This window comes from Arthrobacter sp. ERGS1:01 (genome assembly GCF_001281315.1).
Taxonomy (GTDB): domain Bacteria; phylum Actinomycetota; class Actinomycetes; order Actinomycetales; family Micrococcaceae; genus Specibacter.
This window is the reverse complement of record NZ_CP012479.1, coordinates 527853-551367: the sequence shown is the minus strand read 5'-3', so window position 1 is coordinate 551367 and position 23515 is coordinate 527853. Positions and strand designations below refer to the sequence as shown.

20 protein-coding genes are annotated in these 23515 nt (G+C 67.7%); 16 read left to right on the top strand and 4 right to left on the bottom strand.

All coding sequences use genetic code 11. The features are described from left to right. Positions 1-55 precede the first annotated feature (55 nt). Together AL755_RS06425 and AL755_RS06420 are read right to left on the bottom strand one after the other, a co-directional pair. Complete coding sequence (locus tag AL755_RS06425) at positions 56-892, bottom strand: SDR family NAD(P)-dependent oxidoreductase (protein WP_054010299.1); 837 nt, start codon at positions 890-892, stop codon at positions 56-58. Beyond that, positions 889-1635 carry a hypothetical protein gene (locus AL755_RS06420; RefSeq protein WP_054010298.1) on the bottom strand — a complete coding sequence of 249 codons (747 nt, stop codon included), beginning with the start codon at positions 1633-1635 and terminating at the stop codon, positions 889-891. The genes AL755_RS06425 and AL755_RS06420 overlap by 4 nt, the downstream gene beginning before the upstream one ends. Before the next feature lie 84 nt (positions 1636-1719). Between AL755_RS06420 and AL755_RS06415 the strand changes: the two genes are divergently transcribed. From AL755_RS06415 to AL755_RS06375, 9 genes are all read left to right on the top strand, one after another. Further along, positions 1720-2187: a MarR family winged helix-turn-helix transcriptional regulator gene (locus AL755_RS06415; protein ID WP_054010297.1), complete on the top strand. Its 468-nt coding sequence runs from the start codon at positions 1720-1722 to the stop codon at positions 2185-2187. 145 nt (positions 2188-2332) lie between these two features. After that, the gene (locus AL755_RS06410; RefSeq protein ID WP_054010296.1) at positions 2333-3757 is read left to right on the top strand and encodes a dicarboxylate/amino acid:cation symporter; all 1425 of its coding nucleotides are present in this window, start codon (positions 2333-2335) and stop codon (positions 3755-3757) included. A gap of 165 nt (positions 3758-3922) precedes the next feature. Then, on the top strand, positions 3923-4306 hold the full coding sequence (locus tag AL755_RS06405; protein WP_054010295.1) for a YbjQ family protein: 384 nt from the start codon (positions 3923-3925) through the stop codon (positions 4304-4306). Between the two features lie 111 nt (positions 4307-4417). Next, positions 4418-5047 carry a TetR/AcrR family transcriptional regulator gene (locus tag AL755_RS06400; protein WP_054010294.1) on the top strand — a complete coding sequence of 210 codons (630 nt, stop codon included), beginning with the start codon at positions 4418-4420 and terminating at the stop codon, positions 5045-5047. Between the two features lie 57 nt (positions 5048-5104). Further along, positions 5105-7789 carry an MMPL family transporter gene (locus AL755_RS06395; protein ID WP_054010293.1) on the top strand — a complete coding sequence of 895 codons (2685 nt, stop codon included), beginning with the start codon at positions 5105-5107 and terminating at the stop codon, positions 7787-7789. Between the two features lie 277 nt (positions 7790-8066). Next, positions 8067-8534 (top strand): hypothetical protein, encoded by a 468-nt coding sequence (locus AL755_RS06390; protein ID WP_054010292.1) that lies wholly within the window; start codon positions 8067-8069, stop codon positions 8532-8534. A 117-nt stretch (positions 8535-8651) separates the two neighbouring features. After that, positions 8652-9932 (top strand): helix-turn-helix domain-containing protein, encoded by a 1281-nt coding sequence (locus AL755_RS06385; protein ID WP_054010291.1) that lies wholly within the window; start codon positions 8652-8654, stop codon positions 9930-9932. Between the two features lie 98 nt (positions 9933-10030). Continuing rightward, the gene (gene exaC / locus AL755_RS06380) at positions 10031-11554 is read left to right on the top strand and encodes an acetaldehyde dehydrogenase ExaC (protein WP_054010290.1); all 1524 of its coding nucleotides are present in this window, start codon (positions 10031-10033) and stop codon (positions 11552-11554) included. A gap of 166 nt (positions 11555-11720) precedes the next feature. After that, a complete protein-coding gene (locus tag AL755_RS06375; RefSeq protein WP_054010289.1) occupies positions 11721-12134 on the top strand; it encodes a DUF779 domain-containing protein in 414 nt (137 codons plus the stop codon). On the opposite strand, the gene AL755_RS06370 is transcribed toward AL755_RS06375, so the two are convergent. Then, positions 12131-12889 (bottom strand): class I SAM-dependent methyltransferase, encoded by a 759-nt coding sequence (locus tag AL755_RS06370; protein WP_054010288.1) that lies wholly within the window; start codon positions 12887-12889, stop codon positions 12131-12133. The two genes, AL755_RS06375 and AL755_RS06370, sit on opposite strands and share 4 nt — an antisense overlap. Positions 12890-12963: 74 nt before the next feature. Between AL755_RS06370 and AL755_RS06365 the strand changes: the two genes are divergently transcribed. From AL755_RS06365 to AL755_RS06350, 4 genes are all read left to right on the top strand, one after another. Continuing rightward, complete coding sequence (locus AL755_RS06365; RefSeq protein ID WP_054010287.1) at positions 12964-13581, top strand: Maf family protein; 618 nt, start codon at positions 12964-12966, stop codon at positions 13579-13581. A 225-nt stretch (positions 13582-13806) separates the two neighbouring features. Beyond that, positions 13807-14250, top strand: coding sequence for a hypothetical protein (locus tag AL755_RS06360; protein WP_054010286.1), 444 nt, complete (start codon positions 13807-13809; stop codon positions 14248-14250). Then, positions 14247-14567, top strand: coding sequence for a winged helix-turn-helix domain-containing protein (locus AL755_RS06355; protein WP_054010285.1), 321 nt, complete (start codon positions 14247-14249; stop codon positions 14565-14567). The genes AL755_RS06360 and AL755_RS06355 overlap by 4 nt, the downstream gene beginning before the upstream one ends. A 131-nt stretch (positions 14568-14698) precedes the next feature. Further along, positions 14699-16495 carry an acetyl/propionyl/methylcrotonyl-CoA carboxylase subunit alpha gene (locus tag AL755_RS06350; RefSeq protein ID WP_054010284.1) on the top strand — a complete coding sequence of 599 codons (1797 nt, stop codon included), beginning with the start codon at positions 14699-14701 and terminating at the stop codon, positions 16493-16495. Between the two features lie 96 nt (positions 16496-16591). Here the strand turns inward: AL755_RS06350 and AL755_RS06345 are convergent, their stop codons facing one another. Continuing rightward, positions 16592-18001, bottom strand: a complete 1410-nt coding sequence (locus AL755_RS06345) for an MFS transporter (RefSeq protein ID WP_054010283.1) — start codon at positions 17999-18001, stop codon at positions 16592-16594. Between the two features lie 280 nt (positions 18002-18281). Here AL755_RS06345 and AL755_RS06340 point away from each other — a divergent pair, with 280 nt between their 5' ends. The 3 genes from AL755_RS06340 (at position 18282) to AL755_RS06330 (ending at position 23505) form a co-directional block, all read left to right on the top strand. Next, entirely contained in the window at positions 18282-19697 is a 1416-nt protein-coding gene (locus AL755_RS06340; RefSeq protein WP_054010282.1) for an MFS transporter, read from the top strand. Positions 19698-19816: 119 nt separating this feature from the next. Further along, positions 19817-21964: a molybdopterin oxidoreductase family protein gene (locus tag AL755_RS06335; RefSeq protein WP_237762694.1), complete on the top strand. Its 2148-nt coding sequence runs from the start codon at positions 19817-19819 to the stop codon at positions 21962-21964. Next, positions 21961-23505, top strand: coding sequence for an FAD-dependent oxidoreductase (locus tag AL755_RS06330; protein WP_237762611.1), 1545 nt, complete (start codon positions 21961-21963; stop codon positions 23503-23505). The genes AL755_RS06335 and AL755_RS06330 overlap by 4 nt, the downstream gene beginning before the upstream one ends. Positions 23506-23515: the final 10 nt, after the last annotated feature.

Sequence of the window (23515 nt, the reverse complement as noted above, 5' to 3'; positions counted from 1 at the left end):
TGTTCTGCGCAAAACCCGTGGCGGGTTTTGCGCAGAACACTCTCTGGCGCCAAACTCAGTTCGGGTCCGGCGCCCCTTGGTTCGGCTTGATGTTGAAAGCGGGGACGCCGGCAAGGCGGCCGCCGTCGACCGGCATTACCGTGCCGGTCACGAAGCCGGATTCCTCCGAGCACAGCCACACGGCGGCCGCCGCCACGTCCTGCACCTGGCCGAGCCGGCCCAACGGGACAGCGGCGGCGGCCATCTTTTGGGCACCGAGGCCGGCGGCCGCGAGGCGGTCGGTGAGGATTGGCCCGGGCGCGATCGCGTTGACGCGGATTCCGGCACCTGCGTAATCAAGCGCGGCAACGCGGGTCAGCCCGCCCACGCCATATTTGCCGGCTACATAGCCGCTCAGCCCGCTCACACCCTGCTCGCCGGCGGTCGAGGACATATTAACGATCGCCCCGCCGCTACCGCCTCCCCCGTCTTCCCCGTCAGAGAGCATCAGTTCCAGCTCATATTTCAGGCACAGGAACACTCCGCGCAGGTCCACGGCGACGGCGCTGTCGAACTCGGCGCTGGACCAATCGGCCAGCAGGGCCGGGGGCCGTCCGCCACCGGCGGCGTTGTTGACGGCGGCGTCAAGGCGGCCAAAACGGCGTCGAACCTCGGCCAGAAGACCCTTCACGGAGTCCTCGTCCAGCACGTCGACGGGAAATGCCACGGCCTGCCCACCGCGCCGGGTAATCTCCTCAACGCGCAGGGCCAATGCAGCTTGGTCGCGGGCGGCGAGCACCACCTGGGCACCGGCGTCGGCCATGGCCAAAGCGATTCCGGCACCGATGCCGCGGCTGGCACCAACCACCAGCGCCACCTTCCCGACCAGCAATCCGGCTCCCCGGGCGGTCATGACAGCACTCCGTGGTCACGCCGGGCCGGTTCCCTGCCGGGCACCCTATTGGCCGCCGCCCGGGTGGTCGGCAGCAGGAAGCCCACGGCCACGAGCCACAGCATCCCGCCGAAGCGCCCAATGGGGAGCAGGAATTGGAACGGTTCTACGGCCAGGGACAGGAAGCTCAGCTCGGACAGGGCGGCAATCACCAGCCCGGTCCAGGCAAGCCAACGGGGCACGAACCGCAGGATCAGGGCCGGCACCGCGAGCCCCGCCACCAGCAAGCCGAGTCCGACGACGAAGCCGACGCCGCCCGCCGCGAACCCCAGCAGCGCCAGGGCCTGCGTCACCGGCAGGTTGGCGCTGACCGACGGCTGGCCCAGGACCCAGGTCACCAGGCCGGACACCATAAGGAACACGGCAGCCGCAATGCCGCCAAAGTAGCCGATGGCCGGCCCCGGAACGCGCACGCCGAGCCGGAGCTGGCGGGCGTAGACGGTGGCCGCGAAGATTCCCAACGGCACCGCGGAACCGAACAACAGCATGCCCGACAGCCGTGCTGCACCGGCATTTTGCTGGTAGAACCGGGCCACGTCGGCGGCCGGGGCAAACGGGGAAACAAACACCTGCCCTCCCGTCAACACGGCGCCAAGTGCCAGCGACACCAAAAAGATCCCCAGGCTGACCGCGGCCAGGACTCCCGGGTGCGGTCCGCCGGAGCGGGACCTTCCGACTGCGGGGTTGTTCACATCACCGGACATATCAAGATCATCCTCCCTCAATTGCTTCATGCATTGAATGATTCACCTCTTGAACTATTCTGTCAAGCATGTAATCTTGAAGGCATGGCATCCATTTCCCCCGGCAGGCCCAGACGGACGGCATTCCTGCTGTCCCAATTAGGCGCGCTTGCCTCCGCCCGCTTCGCCGAGCGGACCAAGCCCCTGGGGCTGACCCCCAGCGACGCCGGGACGTTGCGCCTCTTGGGGCGCAATCCGGGGCTGAGCCAGCGGGCCCTCGCGGACAGGCTCGGCGCGGTGCCCAGCCGAATTGTGCCGTTGATCGATTCGCTGGAAACCCGCGGCCTGGTGGAGCGGACGCGCAGCCAGACGGACAGGCGCAACTATGAACTGCAGCTCACGGCGGAGGGCACCGCCATGCTGGGCCGGCTCCGCGACGTGGCCCAGGACCATGAGGCCGAACTGCTGAGGCCGCTCAGCGCCGAGCAGGCCGAACAGTTGGAGGGGCTGTTGGCCCTGCTGGCCGAAGGCAACGCCCTGGATGGGGAGGTCCACCGGGAACTCGGGCACTGACCGGCGCTCCGAATCGCACTCCGGACCGCACACCAAAACGCCGTGGATCCCCCGCGACGCGGTGCGTAATACAGGCCAATTCACAGCCGTAACACGGCGAAACACAAATTCTTTGGTGTTATCGTGCGACATTTACGGTTGAGCAATGACTTCCACAGCAACCACACCCAAGGTGTCGCGGCTCCCCAAGTGGGCCGGCAACTTTGGCGTTCAAATCATCCTCGGCCTGATCGCCGGCCTCGTCCTGGGCCTGATTGCCCGCAATCTGGGCGGGGACCCCAAGACCAACCCCAACGCCCTGACGGCCACCCTGACCACCATCGGCACCAGCTATGTGTCGCTGCTCAAGGCCGCAGTCGTTCCCCTGGTGTTCACCGCCGTCGTCTCCTCGATCGCCAACCTGCGCCAGGTCACCAACGCGGCCCGGCTCGCCTGGAACACCCTGCTGTGGTTCGCCATCACCGCCCTGATCGCCGTGACCATCGGCATCTTCCTGGGCGTCGTCTTCCAGCCCGGCGCCGGCACCGGCCAGGCAACCCCGGCCGACTACACCGGCACCTCCGGCAACTGGTGGGCGTTCCTGACCGGCCTGATCCCGTCGAACTTCATGGGCCTGGGCGCCATCACCACCCCGGGTGACGGCGGCGCCATCACCACCGCGGTCAGCTTCAACGTGCTGCAGGTGCTGGTCATCGCGATCGCCGTCGGCATCGCCGCCCTGAAGGTTGGCAAGGCCGCCGATCCCTTCCTGAAGCTGAACAGCTCCGCCCTCGCCGTCATCCAGAAAGTGCTCTGGTGGATCATCCGCCTCGCCCCGATCGGCACCGTCGGCCTGATCGGCAAGGCCGTGTCCACCTACGGCTGGACCACCATCGGTTCGCTCGGCAAGTTCTCGCTGGCCATCTACGTGGGCCTGGCCATCGTGTTGTTCGTGGTCTACCCGATCCTCGTCAAGTCCCACGGACTGTCCATCAAGCAGTACTTCTCCGGTGTGTGGCCGGCCGTCCAGCTGGGCTTCGTCTCCCGCTCCTCGATCGGCACCCTGCCGCTGACCCAGCGCGTGACCGAACGCAACCTCGGCGTCCCCCGCGCCTACGCCTCCTTCGCCGTACCGCTGGGCGCCACCACCAAGATGGACGGCTGCGCCGCGATCTACCCGGCCGTCGCCGCGATCTTCGTCGCACAGTTCTTCGGCATCCACCTGGACCTGGGCCAGTACCTGCTGATCGTCCTGGTTTCCGTCTTGGGTTCGGCCGCAACGGCCGGCACCACGGGCGCCGTCGTGATGCTCACGCTGACGCTCTCCACGCTGGGACTGCCGCTGGCCGGGGTCGGGCTCCTGCTCGCCGTGGACCCCATCCTGGACATGGGCCGCACCGCGGTCAACGTCGCCGGGCAGGCACTGGTTCCGGCCATCGTCGCCAAGCGCCAGGGCATCCTCGACGAGACGCTCTACAACGCACCGCGCAACGGCAACCCGTTCGCCGATGACAGCACCGAGTCGCTGGCCGCGCTGAACAAGGACGACGCCGGCGACCACGACCCCCAGCGCGAGTTCGCCAACGCCTAAGTCACCGCGGGCAACCACCCCGCAACCCTGCTGTAGGAAATGTTCATAACAGGCTCCCGCCACGAATCCCCCTCGGGGAATCGTGGCGGGAGTTTGCGTTGGGGGCATCGTAGGATGCGATCAGGAATCCTCCCCGGCCACGGCCGGCCAGTGAAAGGTGCACCCATGATCATCGTGACAACCAACGACCTCCCCGGCTACAAGATCGACGCCGTCTTCGGCGAGGTCATGGGCCTGACCGTGCGCTCGCGCCACATCGGCGCCCAGCTGACCGCCGGCTTCCGCGCCCTCGGAGGCGGCGAGCTCCCCGAGATGACCAAGGCCCTGTACGAAAGCCGCCAGGAAGTGGTGGCCCGCATGGTGACGGAGGCCGAATCCAAGGGCGCCAACGCGATTGTCGCCACCCGTTTTGACACCTCGGAAATGGGCCAGAACTGGACCGAGGTGTGCGCCTACGGCACCGCAGTGTTCGCCATTCCGCTGGCCGAGGGGCAGCCCGGCGCCACGGGCCAATCAATCTACCTCTCCCAGAACCCGCAGGCCCAGTAGCCGCAGGCCCAGTAGCCGCGCGAAAATGGCACCTTTTGGGGTGGGTGTGATCTTATAGCACACCCACCTTTTAACTTGCATGGAGTGCAAACTTGCACTTAGTGTAGTTATGTGACCGATTCCCCCGTAACACTCTCCCCCGCGCCCCCGTCCCGCCGTGAGCTGAACAAAGTCGCCACCCGGGACGCCATCGCCGGTGCCGCACTTGAATTCCTGCGCACCAAGGCCCTGAACGAATTCACCGTCGACGAGGTCGCCGCCGCCGCGGGAGTTTCCCGGCGCACCTTTTTCAACTACTTTTCCTCCGTGGAAGCGGCCGTGGCCAGTTTCACCCAGCGCTATCTTGACTCGGTGATCGTCGATCTTGATGCCCGCCCGGCCGATGAGCCGCTCCTGGAATCCGCCCAGCACGCCCTGTCCACCGGTGGAAACCCCCGGGACCTGGCCCTCCTGGCCGAAATCTTCGCCCTCACCCAGGATCCGGCGCTGGGCAGGTTCCAGTTGCAGGCCTGGGAGGAATGCACCGTAAAGATCACCGAGGTGGCCCGGCACCGGCTCCCCGCCGAGACCGACGAACTGTACCTCAACACCCTGGTGGGCGCCGTGACCGGAAGCTGCAAGGCGGCGTTCTCCGTCTGGCTGAGCGAACGCGGCCCGGACACCTCCGAGGAATCGCTGGCCCACCTGCGTTCGTTGCTCGACACCACCATTTCGCTGATCCGCACCGGTTTCAGCTCCTAGGTTTCCACCCTCCGGCGCCTTGCCCGCGCCAACGTTTCAACTCTCTAAGGACGCAACATGGCTCTTTGGCTTTATCGGCTCGGCCGCTTCTCCGCCCGCCGGGCATGGTTGGTGATCGCCTCCTGGGTGGTCATCCTGGGACTCGTGGGCGGCGCTGTGGCGGCGTTCATGGGACCGATGTCCAACAACTTCCAAATTCCCGGCACCGAGACCCAGCAAATGGCGGACAAGCTCCAGGCCGACCTGCCCGAGGCTGCCGGCGGCTCGGGGTCCGTGGTGTTCACGACGGCCAACGGCAAGCCGTTTACGCCGGCGCAGGAAAAGGCCATCTCGGCCGCGCTTGCCACGGTCACCACGGTCCCGACCGTCAAGGGCGCGATTGACCCGTTCGTCACCGAAGCCTCCATCAAGGCCGGCAACGCGAAGCTGGCCGACGGCCAGAAGCAGCTTGCCGCCGGTGAAGCGAAGCTCGCCGAGAGCAAGAAGACCCTTGACGCCTCGAGTGCCCAGCTCAAGGACGGCCAGTCCAAGCTCGACGCCGGCCAAGCCGCGCTGAACGCGCAAAAGAGCCAGATTGCCGCCCTGCCCGCCGGATCCGCGCAGGCCGCCGCGGCGTCCGCCCAACTCGCCGCCGGACAGGCTGCGCTGGACGCCCAGGCGGCACAGCTTGCCGCCGGACAAGCCCAGTTGGCCGCCGGCCAGGCCAAATACGACGAAGGTGCCAAGACCCTCGCCACCAACAAGGCCGAGCTCACCGCGGGCCAGCGCAAGGCCGACGCCGCCGCGGGCGTGAAGTTTGTCTCCGACAACGGCAAGGCCGCGATCGCGCAGATCCAGTTCTCCGAGTCGATGAACGCCGTCACCCCCGCGAATCGCAAGCTGGTCCAGGAAAAGCTGAACACGGTTGCCTCAAGCGGCGTGAGCGTGAACTACAGCCAGGAAATCGTCCAGGACGTCTCCTCCCTCTTCGGCATCGCCGAAGTTCTCGGCATCGTTGTTGCCGCCGCGGTCCTCTTCATCATGTTGGGCACGTTCATCGCCATGGGCCTGCCCCTGGTCATGGCGCTCATCGGCGTGGGCATCGGTGTGGGCGGCACCATGGCGCTGACCAGCGTCATCGAGATGTCCTCCATTTCCCCCATGCTGGCCCTGATGCTGGGACTCGCAGTGGGCATTGACTACTCGCTGTTCATTGTGAACCGGCACCGCCAACAACTGCTGGCCGGAATGGAAATGCGCGAATCCATCGCCAAGGCCACCGGCACCTCGGGCAACGCCGTGTTGTTTGCCGGGCTGACGGTGGTCATCGCCCTGTCCGCACTCTCGGTCACCGGACTGCCCTTCCTGACGGTGCTGGGCCTTGCCGCGGCAGCCACAGTGGCGGTGGCCGTGCTGATCGCCCTGAGCCTGACCCCGGCCATCCTTTCCTTGATCGGCCGCCGGGTCATCGCCAAGCGCACCTGGGCGAAGAATGCGGCCGAACGCGCAGCCCACGACGCCGAAACCACCGCCGGCGGTGCACCTCTGAGCACGTCCGAACGCCAGGCCGCCGACACCGCCAAGGACATTGCCCGCAGCTCGCGCGGATGGGGCGGCCTTGTCACCAAGCACCCCGTCATCTCCCTTGTGACCGCGGTGCTGGCGCTGGCCGTGGTGGCCATCCCGGCCGCCGGCCTGCGGCTGGCCCTGCCCGACGGCGGTTCCGAACCCGTCGGCTCCAGCGCCTATAAGGCGTACACGCTGACCGGAGAAAACTTCGGCGAAGGCATGAACGGCCCCATCATCGTGGTCGGCTCGCTTCCGGCCGGCCTGAACGAGGCCAGCGCCACGGCGCTGAACCTTGACGTGGCCGATCAGTTGAGGTCGGTTCCCAACGTCAAGGCCGCAGTTCCGGTGGCAGTCAGCAAGAACTTCCGCACGGCCGTCTACCAGGTGATCCCGGCGGAGGGTCCGGCGAGCGCCAGCACCGTCCAGGTGGTCCATGACCTGCGCACCGAGGGCGCCACCATCAAGGCCGACCACGATGTGAGCATTGGCCTGACCGGGCAGACCGCCGCGAACGTCGACGTCTCAGCCAAGCTGGGAGCGGCGCTGCCGCCCTACCTGGCAATCGTCGTCGGACTGTCCCTGATCCTGCTCATCCTGGTGTTCCGTTCCATCCTGGTTCCGATCCTGGCGACCGCCGGATTCCTGCTGTCCCTGGTTGCCGCGTTTGGCGGCGTGGTGGCCGTGTACCAGTGGGGCTGGCTTGGCGGCGTCTTCGATGTGGCCAACCCGGGCGCGGTGCTCAGCTTCCTGCCCATCATCCTGATCGGCGTGCTGTTTGGCCTGGCCATGGACTACCAGGTGTTCATCGCCTCGGGCATGCGTGAGGCGTTCGTGCACGGCCAGAATGCCAAGCAGGCGGTGCGGACCGGGTTCAAGCATGCGGCCCCCGTGGTCACCGCTGCGGCGATCATCATGACAAGTGTGTTCTCCGGCTTCATCTTCTCCCATCTGACCATGGTGCGGCCGCTTGGTTTCGCCCTGGCGTTCGGCGTCCTGATCGACGCGTTCGTGGTGCGTATGACCATCATCCCTGCCGCGATGCACCTTTTGGGCAAGTCCGCCTGGTGGATCCCGAAATGGTTGAACAAAGTACTCCCGGATGTGGATGTGGAGGGCGCAAAGCTCGTTTCCCTGGGCGAATCGAGCCACCAGGGCGCCAAGGAAGCCGAGCCGGAACCCGCCACGGCACGCTGACAAGCTGCGGTCGATAATCAGCGGCTGACGGCCGGCAACCACCAATCGGCAGTTTAGAGCGCGGTGTGGGGAATCGAAAGATCCCCCACACCGTGCCTCCGGTCTTTAAGTGACACTCTCCCCGCCGCTCTCCGGGCTCCGTTCCCAGACGCTCCCGGCGCCGTCGTCCGCCGCACAAGCCCATGCACACACCTCGGACCGGATTCCATGTACAGGCGGCTGGCGGACTGCCACAATTGGAGGCACATGCCCCACCCGAGGCGCCGGGAGGAATACCGTGAGTGAGGATCCGCAGGCACGCCAGGAGCTCTCCGTGCGAATTGAGCAGCGCAGATCGGCCGTCAAGGCCTTCCTCAGCACCGCCCGGCCGCGGCGGAGACGGCTCGTTTACATCAGCATCGTGGGCAGCGCCCTGGCGGCCCTCGCCACGGTTGGGCCGGCCGCCGGCGGCTCGCGGTTCACAGTGGCCGTCCAGGGCATCTTTTCACTGGGCGACGATTCGATCGTCTGGCGCATCCTGTGCCTGGCCGCGGTGCTGCTGTCCCTCGCCGCCGCGCTGGCAACAAACCTTGCCAACTCACAGAACGTGGCCTCCCAGGTTTCGGCGGCGGAGGCCTGCAATGCCGAGTTGGACGGCCTCGAAGCCGCTTTGACGTTTGGGCACATGTCCACCGACAACGCCGTTGCCCTGTACCGGCAGTATGTGGCAAAGGTGTCCTTCATCGACGACTCGAGGCGGCACTAGGGCACCCCTTATCAACTATGCTGTGAGTCACACCATGCGGCCTTCGCAGGTCCCCGACTGCCCAGCCCGCCCACCCGTCGATGTCAATGGCCCGGACTTACTGGCCCAGGAGATTTCATGTCCCCGATGCATCCCGTGCTGACCGGGCCGGGCCATGCCCCCGTGCGGGAGCTGGTCCGTGAATCCTGGCAGCGTTCCCTGGACACGTTGGCCTCGCCGGAGGCGGCCGCCCCGCCGCTCGTGTGGGAAAATCGCGAACTGGCGGAGTTCCGGCGCAACCATCCCCTGGCCGCGATCATGCCCGTCATCCAACAATTGCTGGTCCAACCGAGCCACGACACGGGGCTCTTGGTCGCCGTGGGAGACGAGCACGGCAGGCTGTTGTGGGTGGAGGGGGACGCCTCCGCACGTCGGCACGGCGAGGCCATTAATTTCGCCACGGGCGCCGACTGGTCGGAGACAACCGTGGGAACCAGCGCGCCCGGCACCGCATTGGTGCTTGGACGAAGCGTGCAAATCATGGGCGAGGAACATTTCAGCCCCGCCGTGCACTCGTGGAGCTGCACGGCCGTCCCGGTCCACGACCCGGACTCCGGCAGCCTGTTGGGCGTCGTGGACATCACCGGCGACGCCAGGGCGGTGGGCACCAACACTTTGTCCCTGGTCCAGGCCACGGTGGCGGCCGCGGAAGCCCAATTGCGCATCCAGCGCCTGGAACGCCTGGCCTCCGCCGGGCGCGGCACGCCCCGGCCCGCGAGAACGGCAAGCAGGTCAGCCGCCGGAACCGCCGGATCGTCCGGCGTCAAACCCCTCTACCGGGACAGCCTGCAGGTCCTGGGCCGCGAACAGGGCCTGCTGCACCTTGCCGGCGAGGCCATCACGCTCAGTGAACGGCACACCGAAATCCTCACCATGCTGGCCCTGCACCCCAACGGCCTGAGCGCGGAGGAACTGACCGCCATGGTGTACCCGGACGGGACCTCCCTGACGAGCATCCGGGCCGAGATGGTCCGGCTGCGCCGTCTGCTGCACCGGCACACCCCCAGCCTGGTGCCCGAATCCCGCCCCTACCGGCTGCCGCGTTCCCTCGTGGTGGACGCGGACCAGGTGCTCAGCTACCTTGATCGCGGCGCCCACCGGCTGGCCCTGAACATTTACCGCGGCGAGGTCCTGCCCAGGTCCCAGGCCCCGGCCATCGGAACCCTGCGCACCCGGGTGGGGCTGCTCCTGCGCGAGGCCATCCTCAACGATGCGAGCCCCGAGGTGGTGCTGGCCTACCTGCAGCTTCCCGAGGCCGCGGACGACGCCGAGGCCTGGCACTGTGCCCTGCGCCTGCTGCCGCCGCGCTCACCCCGGCGGGCCGCCGTCGTCGCCCATCTGGAGGCGCGGGAGGCCTGACGCCGGGCGGATCCGGGCATGCAACGTAGCTGCAACGTTGCAGCACGTACGCTTCTGGGCAAGGACACCGACGTCCCCCACGCAGAGGAGTAACAGCCATGACTGTTTATGCACAGCCCGGCCAGCCAGGAGCCAAGGTCACCTTCAAGGACCGCTACGAAAACTGGATCGGCGGCGAATGGGTTGCCCCCATCAAGGGCGAGTACTTCGAGAACGTCTCCCCGGTCAACGGCAAGGTCTTTTGCGAGGTGGCCCGCGGCACCGCCGAGGACATCGAGCTGGCCCTGGACGCCGCCCACAAGGTGGCCCCGAGCTGGGGCAAGACCTCCCCCACCGAGCGCGCCGCCGTGCTGAACAAGATCGCCGACAGGATCGATGAAAACGTCGAACTGCTCGCCGTCGCCGAGACCTGGGACAACGGCAAGGCCGTCCGCGAAACCCTCAACGCCGACATCCCGCTCGCCGCGGACCACTTCCGCTACTTCGCCTCCGTGGTCCGTGCCCAGGAAGGCCGGCTGACCCAGCTCGACGACAACACCACCGCCTACCACTACCACGAGCCGCTCGGCGTCGTGGGCCAGATCATCCCCTGGAACTTCCCGATCCTGATGGCCGTGTGGAAGTTGGCGCCGGCACTCGCGGCGGGCAACGCCGTGGTCCTCAAGCCCGCGGAGCAGACCCCGGCATCGATCCTGGTGCTCATGGAACTGATCGCAGACATCCTGCCCGCCGGCGTGGTCAACGTGGTCAACGGCTTCGGCGTGGAGGCCGGCAAGCCGCTCGCCTCATCCAAGCGCATCCGCAAAATCGCCTTCACGGGCGAGACCACCACGGGCCGGCTGATCAGCCAGTACGCGTCCCAGAACCTGATCCCCGTCACGCTGGAGCTGGGCGGCAAGAGCCCGAACATTTTCTTCAACGACGTCATGGATGCCGACGACGCGTTCTACGACAAGGCACTGGAGGGCTTCACCCTCTACGCCTTCAACCAGGGCGAGGTCTGCACCTGCCCGTCGCGCGCCGTCATCCAGGGCGGGATCTACGATTCCTTCATGGCCGACGCGATTGCCCGCACCGAGGCCATCATCCAGGGCAACCCGCTGGACACCGACACCCAGATCGGCGCGCAGGCCTCCAACGACCAGATGGAGAAGATCCTCTCCTACATCGACATCGGCAAGCAGGAGGGCGCCAAGCTGCTCACCGGCGGCGAGCGCAACATCCTCGAAGGGGACCTGGCCGGCGGCTACTACGTCAAGCCCACCATCTTCGAGGGCACCAACGACATGCGCATCTTCCAGGAGGAGATCTTCGGCCCCGTGCTGGCCGTGACGAAGTTCGACGACTACGCCGATGCCCTGCACATTGCCAACGACACCCTCTACGGCCTCGGTGCCGGCGTCTGGTCCCGCAACGGCAACGTCGCCTACCGCGCCGGCCGCGAAATCCAGGCGGGCCGCGTGTGGGTCAACAACTACCACGCCTACCCGGCCGGCGCGGCGTTTGGCGGCTACAAGTCCTCCGGCATCGGCCGCGAGAACCACGCCATGATGCTCGACCACTACCAGCAGACCAAGAACCTGCTGGTCAGCTACGACGAGAACAAGCTCGGCTTCTTCTAAACCCCGGGCGCGGTGGTTGGGCCTGTTTCGGCAGGCTCAACCACCGTTCGACGCCGTATCACCTTTGGCGCACTTTCCCCCGACGCCGTATCACCTTTGGCGCACTTTCCCCCGACGCCGTATCACTTTTGGCGCACTTTCCGTCCAATCCACAAGGAGCAGTCCAATGGCCAGTGCGAGTGATGTCCTGGATGCCGCCATCACCATCCTGGGCGAGACCGAGCCACGGGTCGCGCTGACGGGGACCGCCGTCGAACTTTTGCAAAAGATGTGGGGCATCCACGGCCCGCTCATGTTCCACCAGTCGGGAGGCTGCTGCGACGGCTCCTCCCCCATGTGCTACCCAGCCGGAGAGTTCATCACGGCCGAGGCCGACGTCCTACTGGGGCTCTTTGAACTGCCCGAATGCGGGCCGTTGGAATTTTGGATGTCGAAAGAGCAGTTCAACTACTGGTCGCACACCCACTTGACGGTCGACGTCGTGGCGGGGCGCGGCAGTGGCTTCTCGGTCGAGGCCCCGGAGGGCAAGCGCTTCCTGATCCGCTCCAGGCTGGTGAATGGGTTCACCCCCGCGACCTAGGGCTTGCGGGCCTCGATGAGGAACCGGGTGGTGGTGGCGGAGAACTTGCCGTCACGCTCGATGATCGCATGCAGTTCGCGCAGCTTCCCCTCGTGCTCCTCCACGGTAAATCCGGGCACCATCCAGATGACCTTGCGCAGGAAGTAGATCACGGCGCCAATGTCGTAAAACTCGGTCCGCAGGGACGCCGTTTGGAGGTCCACCACTTCCAGGCCCGCGGCGGTGGCGTCAGCGACGGCGTCGTCCCAGTGCCGGCCCCGGCGCACCGATTCCGGTTGGGTACCCAGGAAGAACTCCACGAGTTCAAACACGCTGGCCGGACCCACCTGCTGGGACAAATACGTCCCGCCGGATTCCAGCACCCGGTGGATCTCCGTCCACCAGGCCTTGACCGGGTGGCGGCTGGTAACAAGGTCAAAGGAATCGCCCGCAAAGGGCAGCGGAGGTTCGTCGTTGTCGGCAACCACCACAATGCCGCGCGGGTGCAGGAGCCTGGCGGCGACGGCCACGTTGGGCGGCCAGCCTTCCGTGGCGACGGCCAGGGGTGGCACAACGGCGGCGCCGGCCAGCACCTCTCCGCCGCCGGTCTGCAGGTCAAGGGATGCCCGCGCCGCCGCCATCCGTTGCGCCATCAGCTGTTGGTAGCCCCACGGCGGCCGTTCCTCGAGTGCCCGTCCGTCCAGCCAGGAAAAATCCCAGCCGTCCACTGACACGGCGGTCGCCTCGGCCACGAGCTCGTCAAAACTTTTGCGCATGGAACCAAGCCTAGTGCGCGGGCCCCGGCAAGCCCGCGCCGCGCCGGGCACCACCTGACCTTTAGGCTTGAGGCATGACCTCCGACGCACAGCTGATCCTCGCCTCCGCCTCCCCGTCCCGCGCCAAGTTGCTGACGGACGCCGGCATCACACACCGCGTCCTGGTCTCCGACGTTGACGAGGACGCCGTGACGGCAGCCGCCGGCCCCGTCAGCCCGGCCCAGACGGCCCTGCTGCTGGCCCGTGCCAAGGCGGAGGCCGTTGCCGCCACGGTCACGGACGGCTTGGTGCTTGGCTGCGACTCCGTCTTTGAATTTGCCGGCGAGCCCTACGGCAAGCCCTGGGAGCCCGAGGTGGCGCGCGACCGCTGGCGCATGATGCGCGGCTCCTCCGGCACGCTGCACACGGGCCACTGGCTCATTGCCAAGTCCGACGCCGGCCCTGACTTTGGGCACGGAGAGCTCACCAGCGCCGTGGTCAGCTTCGAGGAGGTATCCGATGCGGAGATTGACGCCTACGTGGCGACGGGCGAACCGCTCCAGGTAGCCGGCGCGTTCACGATTGACGGCCTGGCCGGGGCGTTCATCACCGGCGTGGACGGAGATCCGCACACCGTGGTGGGGCTGTCCCTTTCCACGCTGCGCCGCCTGCTGGCCAAAACAGGGGTGTCCATCACGGACTTGTGGGCCTAGGACTTCCCCCATGAGCAGGACTCGCCGCGGGTTCGGCGCATGGCCCACGGGGCTTTTCTTATGCGCAGGACTCGCCCGCATGCCTTGCGCACACACGGGGGCTGCGCAACGCCGCGCCGGGAACACTGCGCATTAGAAAACCGGATCACGAAAGTACTTGACGCAATAGAAAGTACTTTCATATGCTGATGACACCACCTCAAGTACACCAGCGAAAGGCCCATCATGAGCGAAGCAAACGGCACCCCATCGGCCGCAGAGGCGCAGGAACTCCTGGCGAAAGCCCAAAGTATCGGCACCTCTGCCACCAGCGCAGCCAGCTGGCCCACTGCCATGACCTTCACGAGCCTGGCCATCATTGGCTCCATGCTCATGATCGGCCTGCACATTGTGGCCCACACGGGCTACGGCGCCCCGCTGCTCACCATTTCGGTGGCGGTCTGGGCATGCCTCACCGCCTTCATCTGGCCCATGTTCCAGTTGTCCACCAAGGCCGGCTACACCAAGAGGTTCCTCACCTCGCTTTTTGTCTACTTTGCGCTGTACGCTGCGGCACTAACCATCGGCGTTCTGGCCTTCCGCAACGGCAGCATCGCCTACTACGCATCGGCCGCCGCCGTTTTGGCCGCCGTCGGACTCGCCGCAGCATTCCGTGAGCTGCGCGCATGAGCCAGGACCAGGACAACAGCACAGAGCCGCATCCGCGCCTGGAACTGAGCGAAATTCTGCACCAACCCGTACGGTTCTCCATCATGGCAGCCCTGGACCACGCCGAATCCATGGATTTCAAGGACATCCGCGCCACGGTGCAGGTCAGCGATTCCGTGTTGAGCAAGCAACTGGCCGTGCTGGAAAAAGCCGGTTTTGTGGCGATCAAGAAAGCGTTCGTGGGCAAGTTCCCGCGCACCTCGGCCAAACTGACGGTCGACGGCAAAACTGCATGGGCGCGGCATCTGGACACGCTGCGACGGATCGCCGGCGCTTAATAAGGCCGGCCTCGTCACAATTTGTAGATACCCCACAAAAGATCATGGCCGCACACGCCGAAACAGCATGATGTATGGGCTAAAACCTCACAATCACGCTAGGCTCTTGCGAAGAATAGAAGGAGTCTCGTGTGACCAACTCACAGCCAAGCGGTGCAACCACGCTCACCAAAGTCCTGATTGCCAACCGCGGCGAAATTGCCGTCCGCATCATCCGGGCGGCCCGCGATGAGGGAATCGCATCCGTGGCAGTCTACGCAGACCCGGATCGCGAGGCATTGCACGTCCGCCTGGCCGACGAGGCCTTCGCCCTCGGCGGTGCCACGGCCGCAGACTCCTACCTGGACATGGACAAGGTGCTCGCCGCAGCGGCCGCTGCCGGCGCCGACGCCGTCCACCCCGGCTACGGCTTCCTGGCCGAAAACGCCGACTTCGCCCAGAAGGTTATCGACGCCGGCCTGATCTGGATCGGCCCGTCCCCCGCCGCCATCGCGGCACTGGGCGACAAGGTCCAGGCCCGCCACATCGCCGAAAAGGTGGGCGCCCCGCTGGTTCCCGGCACCAAGAACCCGGTGGAATCCACCCAGGAAGTTCTCGACTTCGCCGACGAATTCGGCCTGCCCCTGGCCATCAAGGCGGCCTACGGTGGTGGCGGACGCGGCATCAAGGTGGTCCGCAACCGCGAGGAAATCCCCGAACTGTACGAATCCGCCGTCCGCGAGGCCGTGGCCGCGTTTGGTCGCGGCGAGTGCTTCGTCGAACGCTTCCTCGACTCCCCCCGGCACGTCGAAACCCAGTGCCTGGCGGACGCGGCGGGCAACGTCGTGGTCATTTCGACCCGCGACTGCTCGCTGCAGCGCCGCAATCAGAAGCTCGTCGAGGAGGCCCCCGCGCCGTTCCTGAGCGCCGAGCAGAACGCCCGCCTGTACGAGGCCTCCAAGGCGATCATGAAGGAAGCCAAGTACCAGGGCGCCGGCACCTGCGAGTTCCTGGTGGGCACCGATGGCACCATCTCCTTCCTCGAGGTCAACACCCGCCTCCAGGTGGAACACACCATCTCCGAGGAAATCTCCGGCATCGATCTGGTCCGCGAGCAGTTCCGGCTGGCCCGCGGCGAGGAACTCGGCTATGGCGACCCCGAAATCCGCGGCCACTCCTTCGAGTTCCGCATCAACGGCGAAGACCCGGGCCGCGGCTTCATGCCCGCCCCCGGCGTCGTCACCTCGCTGAAACTGCCCACCGGCCCGGGCGTGCGCGTCGACTCCGGCGTCGAGGTCGGCGAAGTGATCGGCGGCAACTTCGACTCCATGCTGGCAAAGCTGATCGTCACCGGCGCCACCCGCCGCCAGGCCCTGGAGCGCGCCAGCCGTGCACTGGCGGAAATGGAAATCGGCGGCATCCCCACGGTCCTGCCGTTCGACCGCGTCGTGGTGGTGGACCCCGCGTTCGCCCCCGCCGGCGACGCCCCGTTCAGCATCCACACCCGCTGGATCGAAACCGAGTTCAACAACACCCTCCCCGCCTTCGACCTCGCAGGCACCGGCACCGCGGACGACGACGGCACCCGCCAAAGCGTCACCGTCGAGGTTGGCGGCAAGCGCCTTGAGGTGACGCTGCCGGCGTCGTTGGCTGTTGGCACGGCACGCGCCGCCGGCGCCAAGAAGGCCAAGAAGGCCGGCCGCGGACGCACCTCCGGTCCGGCCGCAGCGAACGGCAACGCGCTGACTTCCCCCATGCAGGGCACCATCGTGAAGGTGGCCGTGGCCGACGGCGACGTCGTGGCCGAGGGCGACCTCATCGTGGTCCTGGAGGCCATGAAGATGGAGCAGCCGCTCACCGCGCACCGCTCCGGCACCGTGACGGGCCTGAGCGCCGCCGCGGGCGACACCGTCTCCGCCGGCGCAGTCCTCGCCACGATCGAGGACTAAACCGCACACGCAAAAAGGTCCCGGTGGGATCGGCCATGACTGGTCGAGCCCGCCGGGACCTTTTGCTATTGGGTCCTGGTCGGGGAGGAGTAGGCGTCAGCTGACGTTGGCGTTGTAGTCCAGGTCGCGGGTTTCCTTCATCAGGAACAGGGCGATGAGCGTCAGCACGGCCATGGAGGACAGGTACACGCCCACCAGGACGGGGCTGCCGCCGGCGGCCTGCCACAGGGCCACAGCGATGAACGGCGCCACGGCCGCACCGAGGATGCTGGACATGTTGTAGCTGATGGCCGATCCCGTGTAGCGGACGTTGGTGGGGAACATTTCGGGCAGCAGCGCACCCATGGGTCCAAAGGTCAGGCCCATCAGGGTGAAGCCGATGATCAGCAGCGCCATGACGCCCACGATGCCGCCGCCAAAGAGCGGCACGAACGCCAGGCCGAAGGCGGTGATGGCACCGGTGACCCAGAGCAGCATCTTGCGGCGACCGTACTTTTCGGCCAGCGGCCCGGAGACCAGAGTGAAGATGCCGAAGAACACGACGCCGACGATGAGCATGATCAGGAACTCGTTGCGCGTGTAGCCCAGCCCGGCCACCCAGGAGTCGATGGCCGCCTCCGTCATGGGCTTGCCGGCCGCAACAGCCTTGGCCTTGGCGGCCGCAAGCGTGGCGGGGGCCGTGCCGTAGGACAGCGTGAACGTGGTCATGAGGTAGAACAGCACATAGGTGGCCAGCATGACGAAGGTGCCAAGGATCAGCGGGCGCCAGCTGGTCTTGAAGACCCGGCCCACGGGGAGCTTGGACACCTCGCCCTGGTCGATGACCTTTTGGAAGGCGGGGGTTTCAACGAGCTTCAGCCGGACGTACAGGCCGATGATGACCATGACGGAGCTGAGCAGGAACGGGATGCGCCAGCCCCAGGCGGAGAACTGCGCGGTGGTCAGCCCGAAGCTGAGGGCCAGGAAGAGGGCGTTGGCCAGGATGAAGCCGATGGGAGCCCCCAGCTGGGGGAAGGTGCCGTAGATGGCGCGCTTGCCGGCAGGGGCGTTTTCGGTGGCCAGCAGGGCCGCACCGCTCCACTCCCCGCCCAGGGCCAGGCCCTGCGCGAAACGGAATACCACCAGCAGCGCCGGCGCCCAGAACGTCCAACCCGGGACCAGGGCCGTGGGCAGGCAGCCGATCAGGAACGTCGCGATGCCCATGGTCAGCAGGGAGGCCACGAGCGTTCCCTTGCGGCCGATCTTGTCGCCAAAGTGGCCAAACACGATCGAGCCCAGCGGGCGGGCCACGAACGCCACGCCAAAGATGGCGAAGGAGCTCAGCAGCTGCGTGGCGGCGTCGGCGTTGGGGAAGAACAAGGCGGGGAAGACCAGGACGGCGGCCGTGGCGTAGACGTAGAAGTCGTAGAACTCGATCGTGGTGCCGATGAGGCTGGCCACTATCACCCGGCCCCGGCTGTTGGCTGGTGGAATGACCACTGACTCGGCTTGTTGGGGTGAAGACATAAGGGTGGGCGGCTTTCTGTTGTGCCGTCCCCAAGATGTGCTGGTAAACCAATCCGGACGACGGCGGTTCACGGTATTCGTGTCAACTTTAGTCAATCTGTCCGCCTGTCGGACAACCGGCTCCACCATATGGACAAAAGGGTTGGGTGGAATCCGCGCCCTAACGGCGGCCCCACAAGGCTGATAGGGAAACGTCACAGGGATTTCACACCCGGAGACCGCCGCCGAAATGGCCTCTCCCTAGCGTTGGAAATACGACAACGCGACAGGAAGGCAAGCCATGACTGTGGACAATGTGAACGGCGCAGACCTTGAAGGCGTGCGCACCCAGGCACCGGCACCCGCCGGTGCAACGGTTCCCACCCGGGCGCCGGGACGGTGGCTGCACTACTGGGATGCCGAGGACACGCTGCAATGGGAGACGGCCGGCCGGGCCATCGCCAAGCGCAACCTGGCCTGGTCCATCGCCTGCGAATTCCTCGGCTTCGTGGTGTGGCAGCTGTGGTCGATCGTGGTGGTGTTCCTGCCCGCGGCCGGATTCTCCTTCAGCTCCGCCGAATTGTTTTGGCTCATCTCCATCCCGTCCCTGGTGGGCGCCACGCTGCGGATCCCGTACACGTTCATGGTGGCGCGGTTCGGCGGCCGGAACTGGACCATCTTCTCCGCCCTGCTGCTGTTGATCCCCACGCTCGGCATGGCGTGGTGCGTGGGCCGGCCGGACACGCCGTTCGGCGTCATGCTGGCGGTGGCCGCGCTGGCCGGATTGGGCGGGGGCAACTTCGCCTCCTCGATGGCCAACATCACCTACTTCTTCCCGGCCCGCGAGAAGGGCTGGGCACTGGGACTGAACGCGGCCGGCGGAAACCTGGGTGCCGCCGTCGCGCAATTCGCCGTCCCGCTGGCCGTGGCGCTCCTGGCCGCCGGCACGGTGGGCCTGCCGCTGGCCGGGCTCATGTGGGTCCCGCTGATCCTGGTGGCCGCATGGGGCGCCTGGAAATACATGGACAACCTGGCCAGCGCGAAGTCGGACATCGCCGGCTCGCTGGCGTCGCTGCGGGAACCGCACCTGTGGATCCTGGCGCTGCTCTACATTGGCACGTTTGGCTCGTTCATCGGGTTCTCGGCCGTGTTCCCCAAGCTGATCATGGACTCCTTTGGACCCGGCGTGGGCATCGACATTGGCCCGGCCGTGATCTCGCTGGCGTTCCTGGGCGCCCTGGTCGGTTCCCTCTCGCGTCCCCTGGGCGGCCGGCTCGCCGACCGGTGGGGCGGGGCCCGCGTCACCGTGGCCTGCTTTGGCGTCCTGGCCCTGGCCGCCCTGGCCCAACTGGCCACCCTGGCGCTGGGCAGCTTCCCGCTGTTCCTGGTCCTGTTCCTTGTACTTTTCGCGGCGGCGGGCGCGGGCAACGGCTCCACGTACCGCATGATTCCCATGGTCTTTGCGCTCCGATCCACGGCCGACGACGGCGGCCGCGTCAGTGCCGCCCGCAAGGCGTCGGCGGCGCTGGGGATCATCTCCGCGATCGGCGCGTACGGCGGCTTCCTGGTCCCGCAGGTCCTCAACGCCTCGCGCCAGGCCACGGGCGGTTACGCCGGCGCGTTCATCGGCTTCGTGGCCGGCTACCTGGTCCTCATGGCGATCACCTGGGCCGTGTACCTGCGCCCAAGCTCGGCCGCAGCATTGGGGAAGGTGTGATGCCGGGCCTGGCCGGCCCTGCCGCGGTTTCGGCGGCGGGGCCGGCAGTTCCGATTCCGGCGGCGGTTCCGGCGGCGGGCACGGACACGCACTGCCCCTACTGTGCCCTGCAATGCGCCATGACGGTGACGCCCACCAACGCCGAACCCGCGATTGCCGGCCGGGAGTTCCCCACCAACCGGGGCGGGCTGTGCCGCAAAGGCTGGACGTCCGCGGCCCTGCTGGGGCACCCCGAACGGCTCACCACTCCCCTGCTGCGCGGCCCCGACGGCGTGCACCGGCCCATCTCCTGGGACGCTGCCCTGCAGCTGGCCGCGGACCGGGTCCTCGAAACCCGGGCCTTGCACGGGGCGGACGCCGTGGGCGTGTTTGGCGGCGGCGGGCTGACGAATGAGAAGGCGTACCAGTTGGGCAAGTTCGCCCGGCTGGCCCTGGGCACCTCGCGGATCGATTACAACGGCCGGTTCTGCATGTCCTCGGCCGCGGCCGCCGGAAACCGCGCCTTTGGCCTGGACAGGGGCCTGCCGTTTCCCGTGACGGACCTCGACTCCGCCCACACCATCTTGCTCCTGGGCTCCAACGTGGCCGAGACCATGCCGCCGTTTGTCCAGCACCTGGCCGGCGCCCGGGCAGCCGGCGGGCTCGTGGTGGTGGATCCGCGGCGCACGGCCACCGCCGAGTTCACGGCCGACGGCCCCGGCCTGCACCTGCAGCCCGTCCCGGCCACGGACCTGGCCCTGCTGCTGGGCCTGGCCCACATCGTGATCCAGGAGGGCCTGGCCGACGCCGGCTACCTCGCCGAACGCACCACGGGCTATGCGGAACTGGCCCGCAGCGTGGCGCCGTGGTGGCCCGAACGGGTGCAATCCGTCACGGGTGTCCCCACCCACCTGCTGCGCGAAACGGCCCGGCTCCTTGCCGACGGTGCCCGCCGGGGCGGCAGCTACATCATCACGGGGCGCGGCGTGGAACAGCACGTGGACGGCACCGACACCGCCACGGCGGCCATCAACCTGGCCCTGCTGCTGGGCCTGCCGGGGTCCGCCGCCAGCGGCTACGGCACGCTGACCGGGCAGGGGAATGGCCAGGGCGGGCGTGAGCACGGGCAAAAGGCGGACCAGCTGCCCGGCTACCGCAAGATCACCGATCCGGCCGCCCGGGCGCACGTTGCCAAAGTGTGGGGCGTGGTTCCGGAAACGATCCCCGGACCCGGGCTGCCCGCCGTCGAACTTTTGGCATCCCTGGGAAAGCCCGGAGGCGTGCGCACCTTCTTCATCCACGGCGCCAACGTGGCCGTCTCGGCACCCAACGCCCGCGAGGTGGTGGCGGGCCTGCGCGGCCTGGACTTTTTGGTGGTGGCCGACTTCTTCATGTCGGAGACCGCGCGGGAGGCGGACCTGGTACTGCCCGTGCAGCAATGGGCCGAGGAGGAGGGCACCGTCACCAATCTGGAGGGGCGGGTGCTGCGGCGCCGGGCCGCCGTCACCGCGCCCGCGGGCGTGCGCTCGGAGCTGTGGATCATGGCCGAGCTGGCCCGGCTGCTGCAGGCGCCGTCGACGTTCAGTGCGGACCCGCAAACGGTGTTCACCGAGCTGCGCGCCGCCTCGGCCGGCGGGCTGGCCGACTATTCGGGCATCGACTACGCACTGCTGGATTCCGGTGCGGAGGCCTACTGGCCATACCCGGCGGGCAGTGCGGGCACGCCCCGGCTGTTCCGGGACTCCTTTGCGCACGCCGACGGCCGGGCCAGGCTGGTTCCCGTGGCCCCCTCGGCAATCACGGACCGGGACCCGCTCTTTGGCGGTGCATCGCTGGCCCTGGTCACGGGACGGCTGCTGGAACACTACCAATCCGGTGCGCAGACCCGGCGCGTGGCCGAACTGGCCGGGACCGTGCCGCACGCACAGCTGCTCATCCACCCCCTGGCCGCGGCCGCGCGCGGAATTGCCGACGGCGGCTTCGTCACCGTGGCGAATGGGCGCGGCACGGTGCATTGCACGGCCCGGATCAGCACCACGGTCCGGACGGACACCGTGTTCCTGCCGTTCCACTTCGCGGGCACCGAGTGCGCCAACCTGCTCACGAGCCAGGCCGCCGACCCCATCTCCGGTATGCCCGAGTTCAAGGCCAGCGCCGTCACCGTGACGGCGCTGGTCGTTGGGATGGCAGGGCCCGACGCCGTGACGGATCTTGGCGCGGCCGTACGGGCCGGCCTGGCCGACGCGGGCATGTCCGACGCCGGCCTGTCGGGGCGGGAGGCGTCGTGAGCGGCGCCGGCGGGCCCGTGGTGGTCATTGGCTACGGGCCCGTGGCTGCCCGGCTCGTGGACGAGCTCCTCCCCGCGGTGCGCCGGGGCGATCTGCTGGTCACTGTCATTGGCGAGGAGTCGGCCGCGGCCTACAACCGCGTACTCGTGGCTGATCTGGGCGTGGGCCGCACCACGGCGTCCGCCATCAGCGTGTCCGATCCGGCCGGGCTGGAGGCTGCCGGGGTCCGCGTGCTGATGGATGCCCGCGTGCTGCGGGTGGACCGGGCCCGCCGGCGCGTGCTCCTGGCCGACGGCACCTGGGTCCCCTACGACACCTTGGTGTTTGCCACGGGTTCGCGCCCGCTGGTGCCCAAGCTGCACGGGCTCAATCCGGACCCCGCGGCGTCCGTTCCGCTGCCGCCCGGTGTCACGGCGTTGCGCGACCTCGCGGACGCGGCGGTGCTGCGGCAGGCGGTGGAGCAGCAGCGCAAAGTGGTGGTGCTGGGCGGCGGGATCCTGGGACTGGAGGCTGCATTGGCCGCCGCGGACGAGGGCGCGTCGGTCACGGTGGTCCACCACGGGGCGCACACGCTGGGCCGCAGCATCGACGCCGGCGCCGGGTACACCCTGGCGGCCGCACTGCGCGCCCGGGACATTCGGGTGGTGGCTAATGCCCGGAGCATCGGGATACGGCTGGATGCCGAGTCCGACGCCGGCCCCGCGTTCTCGGCGCTGCTGCAGGAAAGCGGTGCGCCCGTTGAGGGGGATCTGTTGCTGCTCTCCTGCGGCGTGCGCCCCCGCACGGAGGTGGCCGCCGGAGCCGGCCTGGTCACCGCCCGCGGCATCGTGGTGGACCACGGGCTGGCGGCCCTGCACGATCCCAACATATTCGCCATCGGCGACTGTGCCGAGATCAAGTGCCTGGATCCGGACTGCGCCGACTGCGCAAAGTCCGCGGGCCCGTCCGGCCTGATCGGGCCCGGCTGGCGGCAGGCCGAATGGCTCGCCGCATTCCTGTCGGGGCGCGACGGCGCCCCCGCTCCCCTGCCGGCAGAGCGGGCACCGGTCATCATGCTCAAGGCCCGGGGCGTGGATGTTGCGGCCGCCGGGGACATCACGGCCGGCCCGTTCGACGCAGCGCCGGACGGTGCGGAGGGTTCGCCGTATGCCCCGTCCGTGAGTGTGTGGGCCGATCCCGAACACGGCAAATACGTGAAGATGAGCACCCGCGGCGGCGTCCTGGCCGGGTTCATCAGCGTCGGCATGCCGCGTACGGCGGCCGAGCTGACCCTCTTGTTTGAACGGGGCGCGGAACTGCCCGCGGACAGGTCTGCCCTCTTGCGGCTGGACGGCCCGGACCGGCCAACCACCACGGCACCCGACCCCGCACGGACCGTGTGCCGCTGTGCCGGCGTCGACCAGCAAACCATCTCCGCCGCGGCCGCCGCGGGCTGTGCCACGGTGGAGGAGATCTCGGCCGAAACACGGGCCGGCACCGGTTGCGGCGGCTGCCACGGCGACCTGCGGGAGTTGATCGAGGCGCACTTCGCCGCCGCTTAGTTTCCCGTCA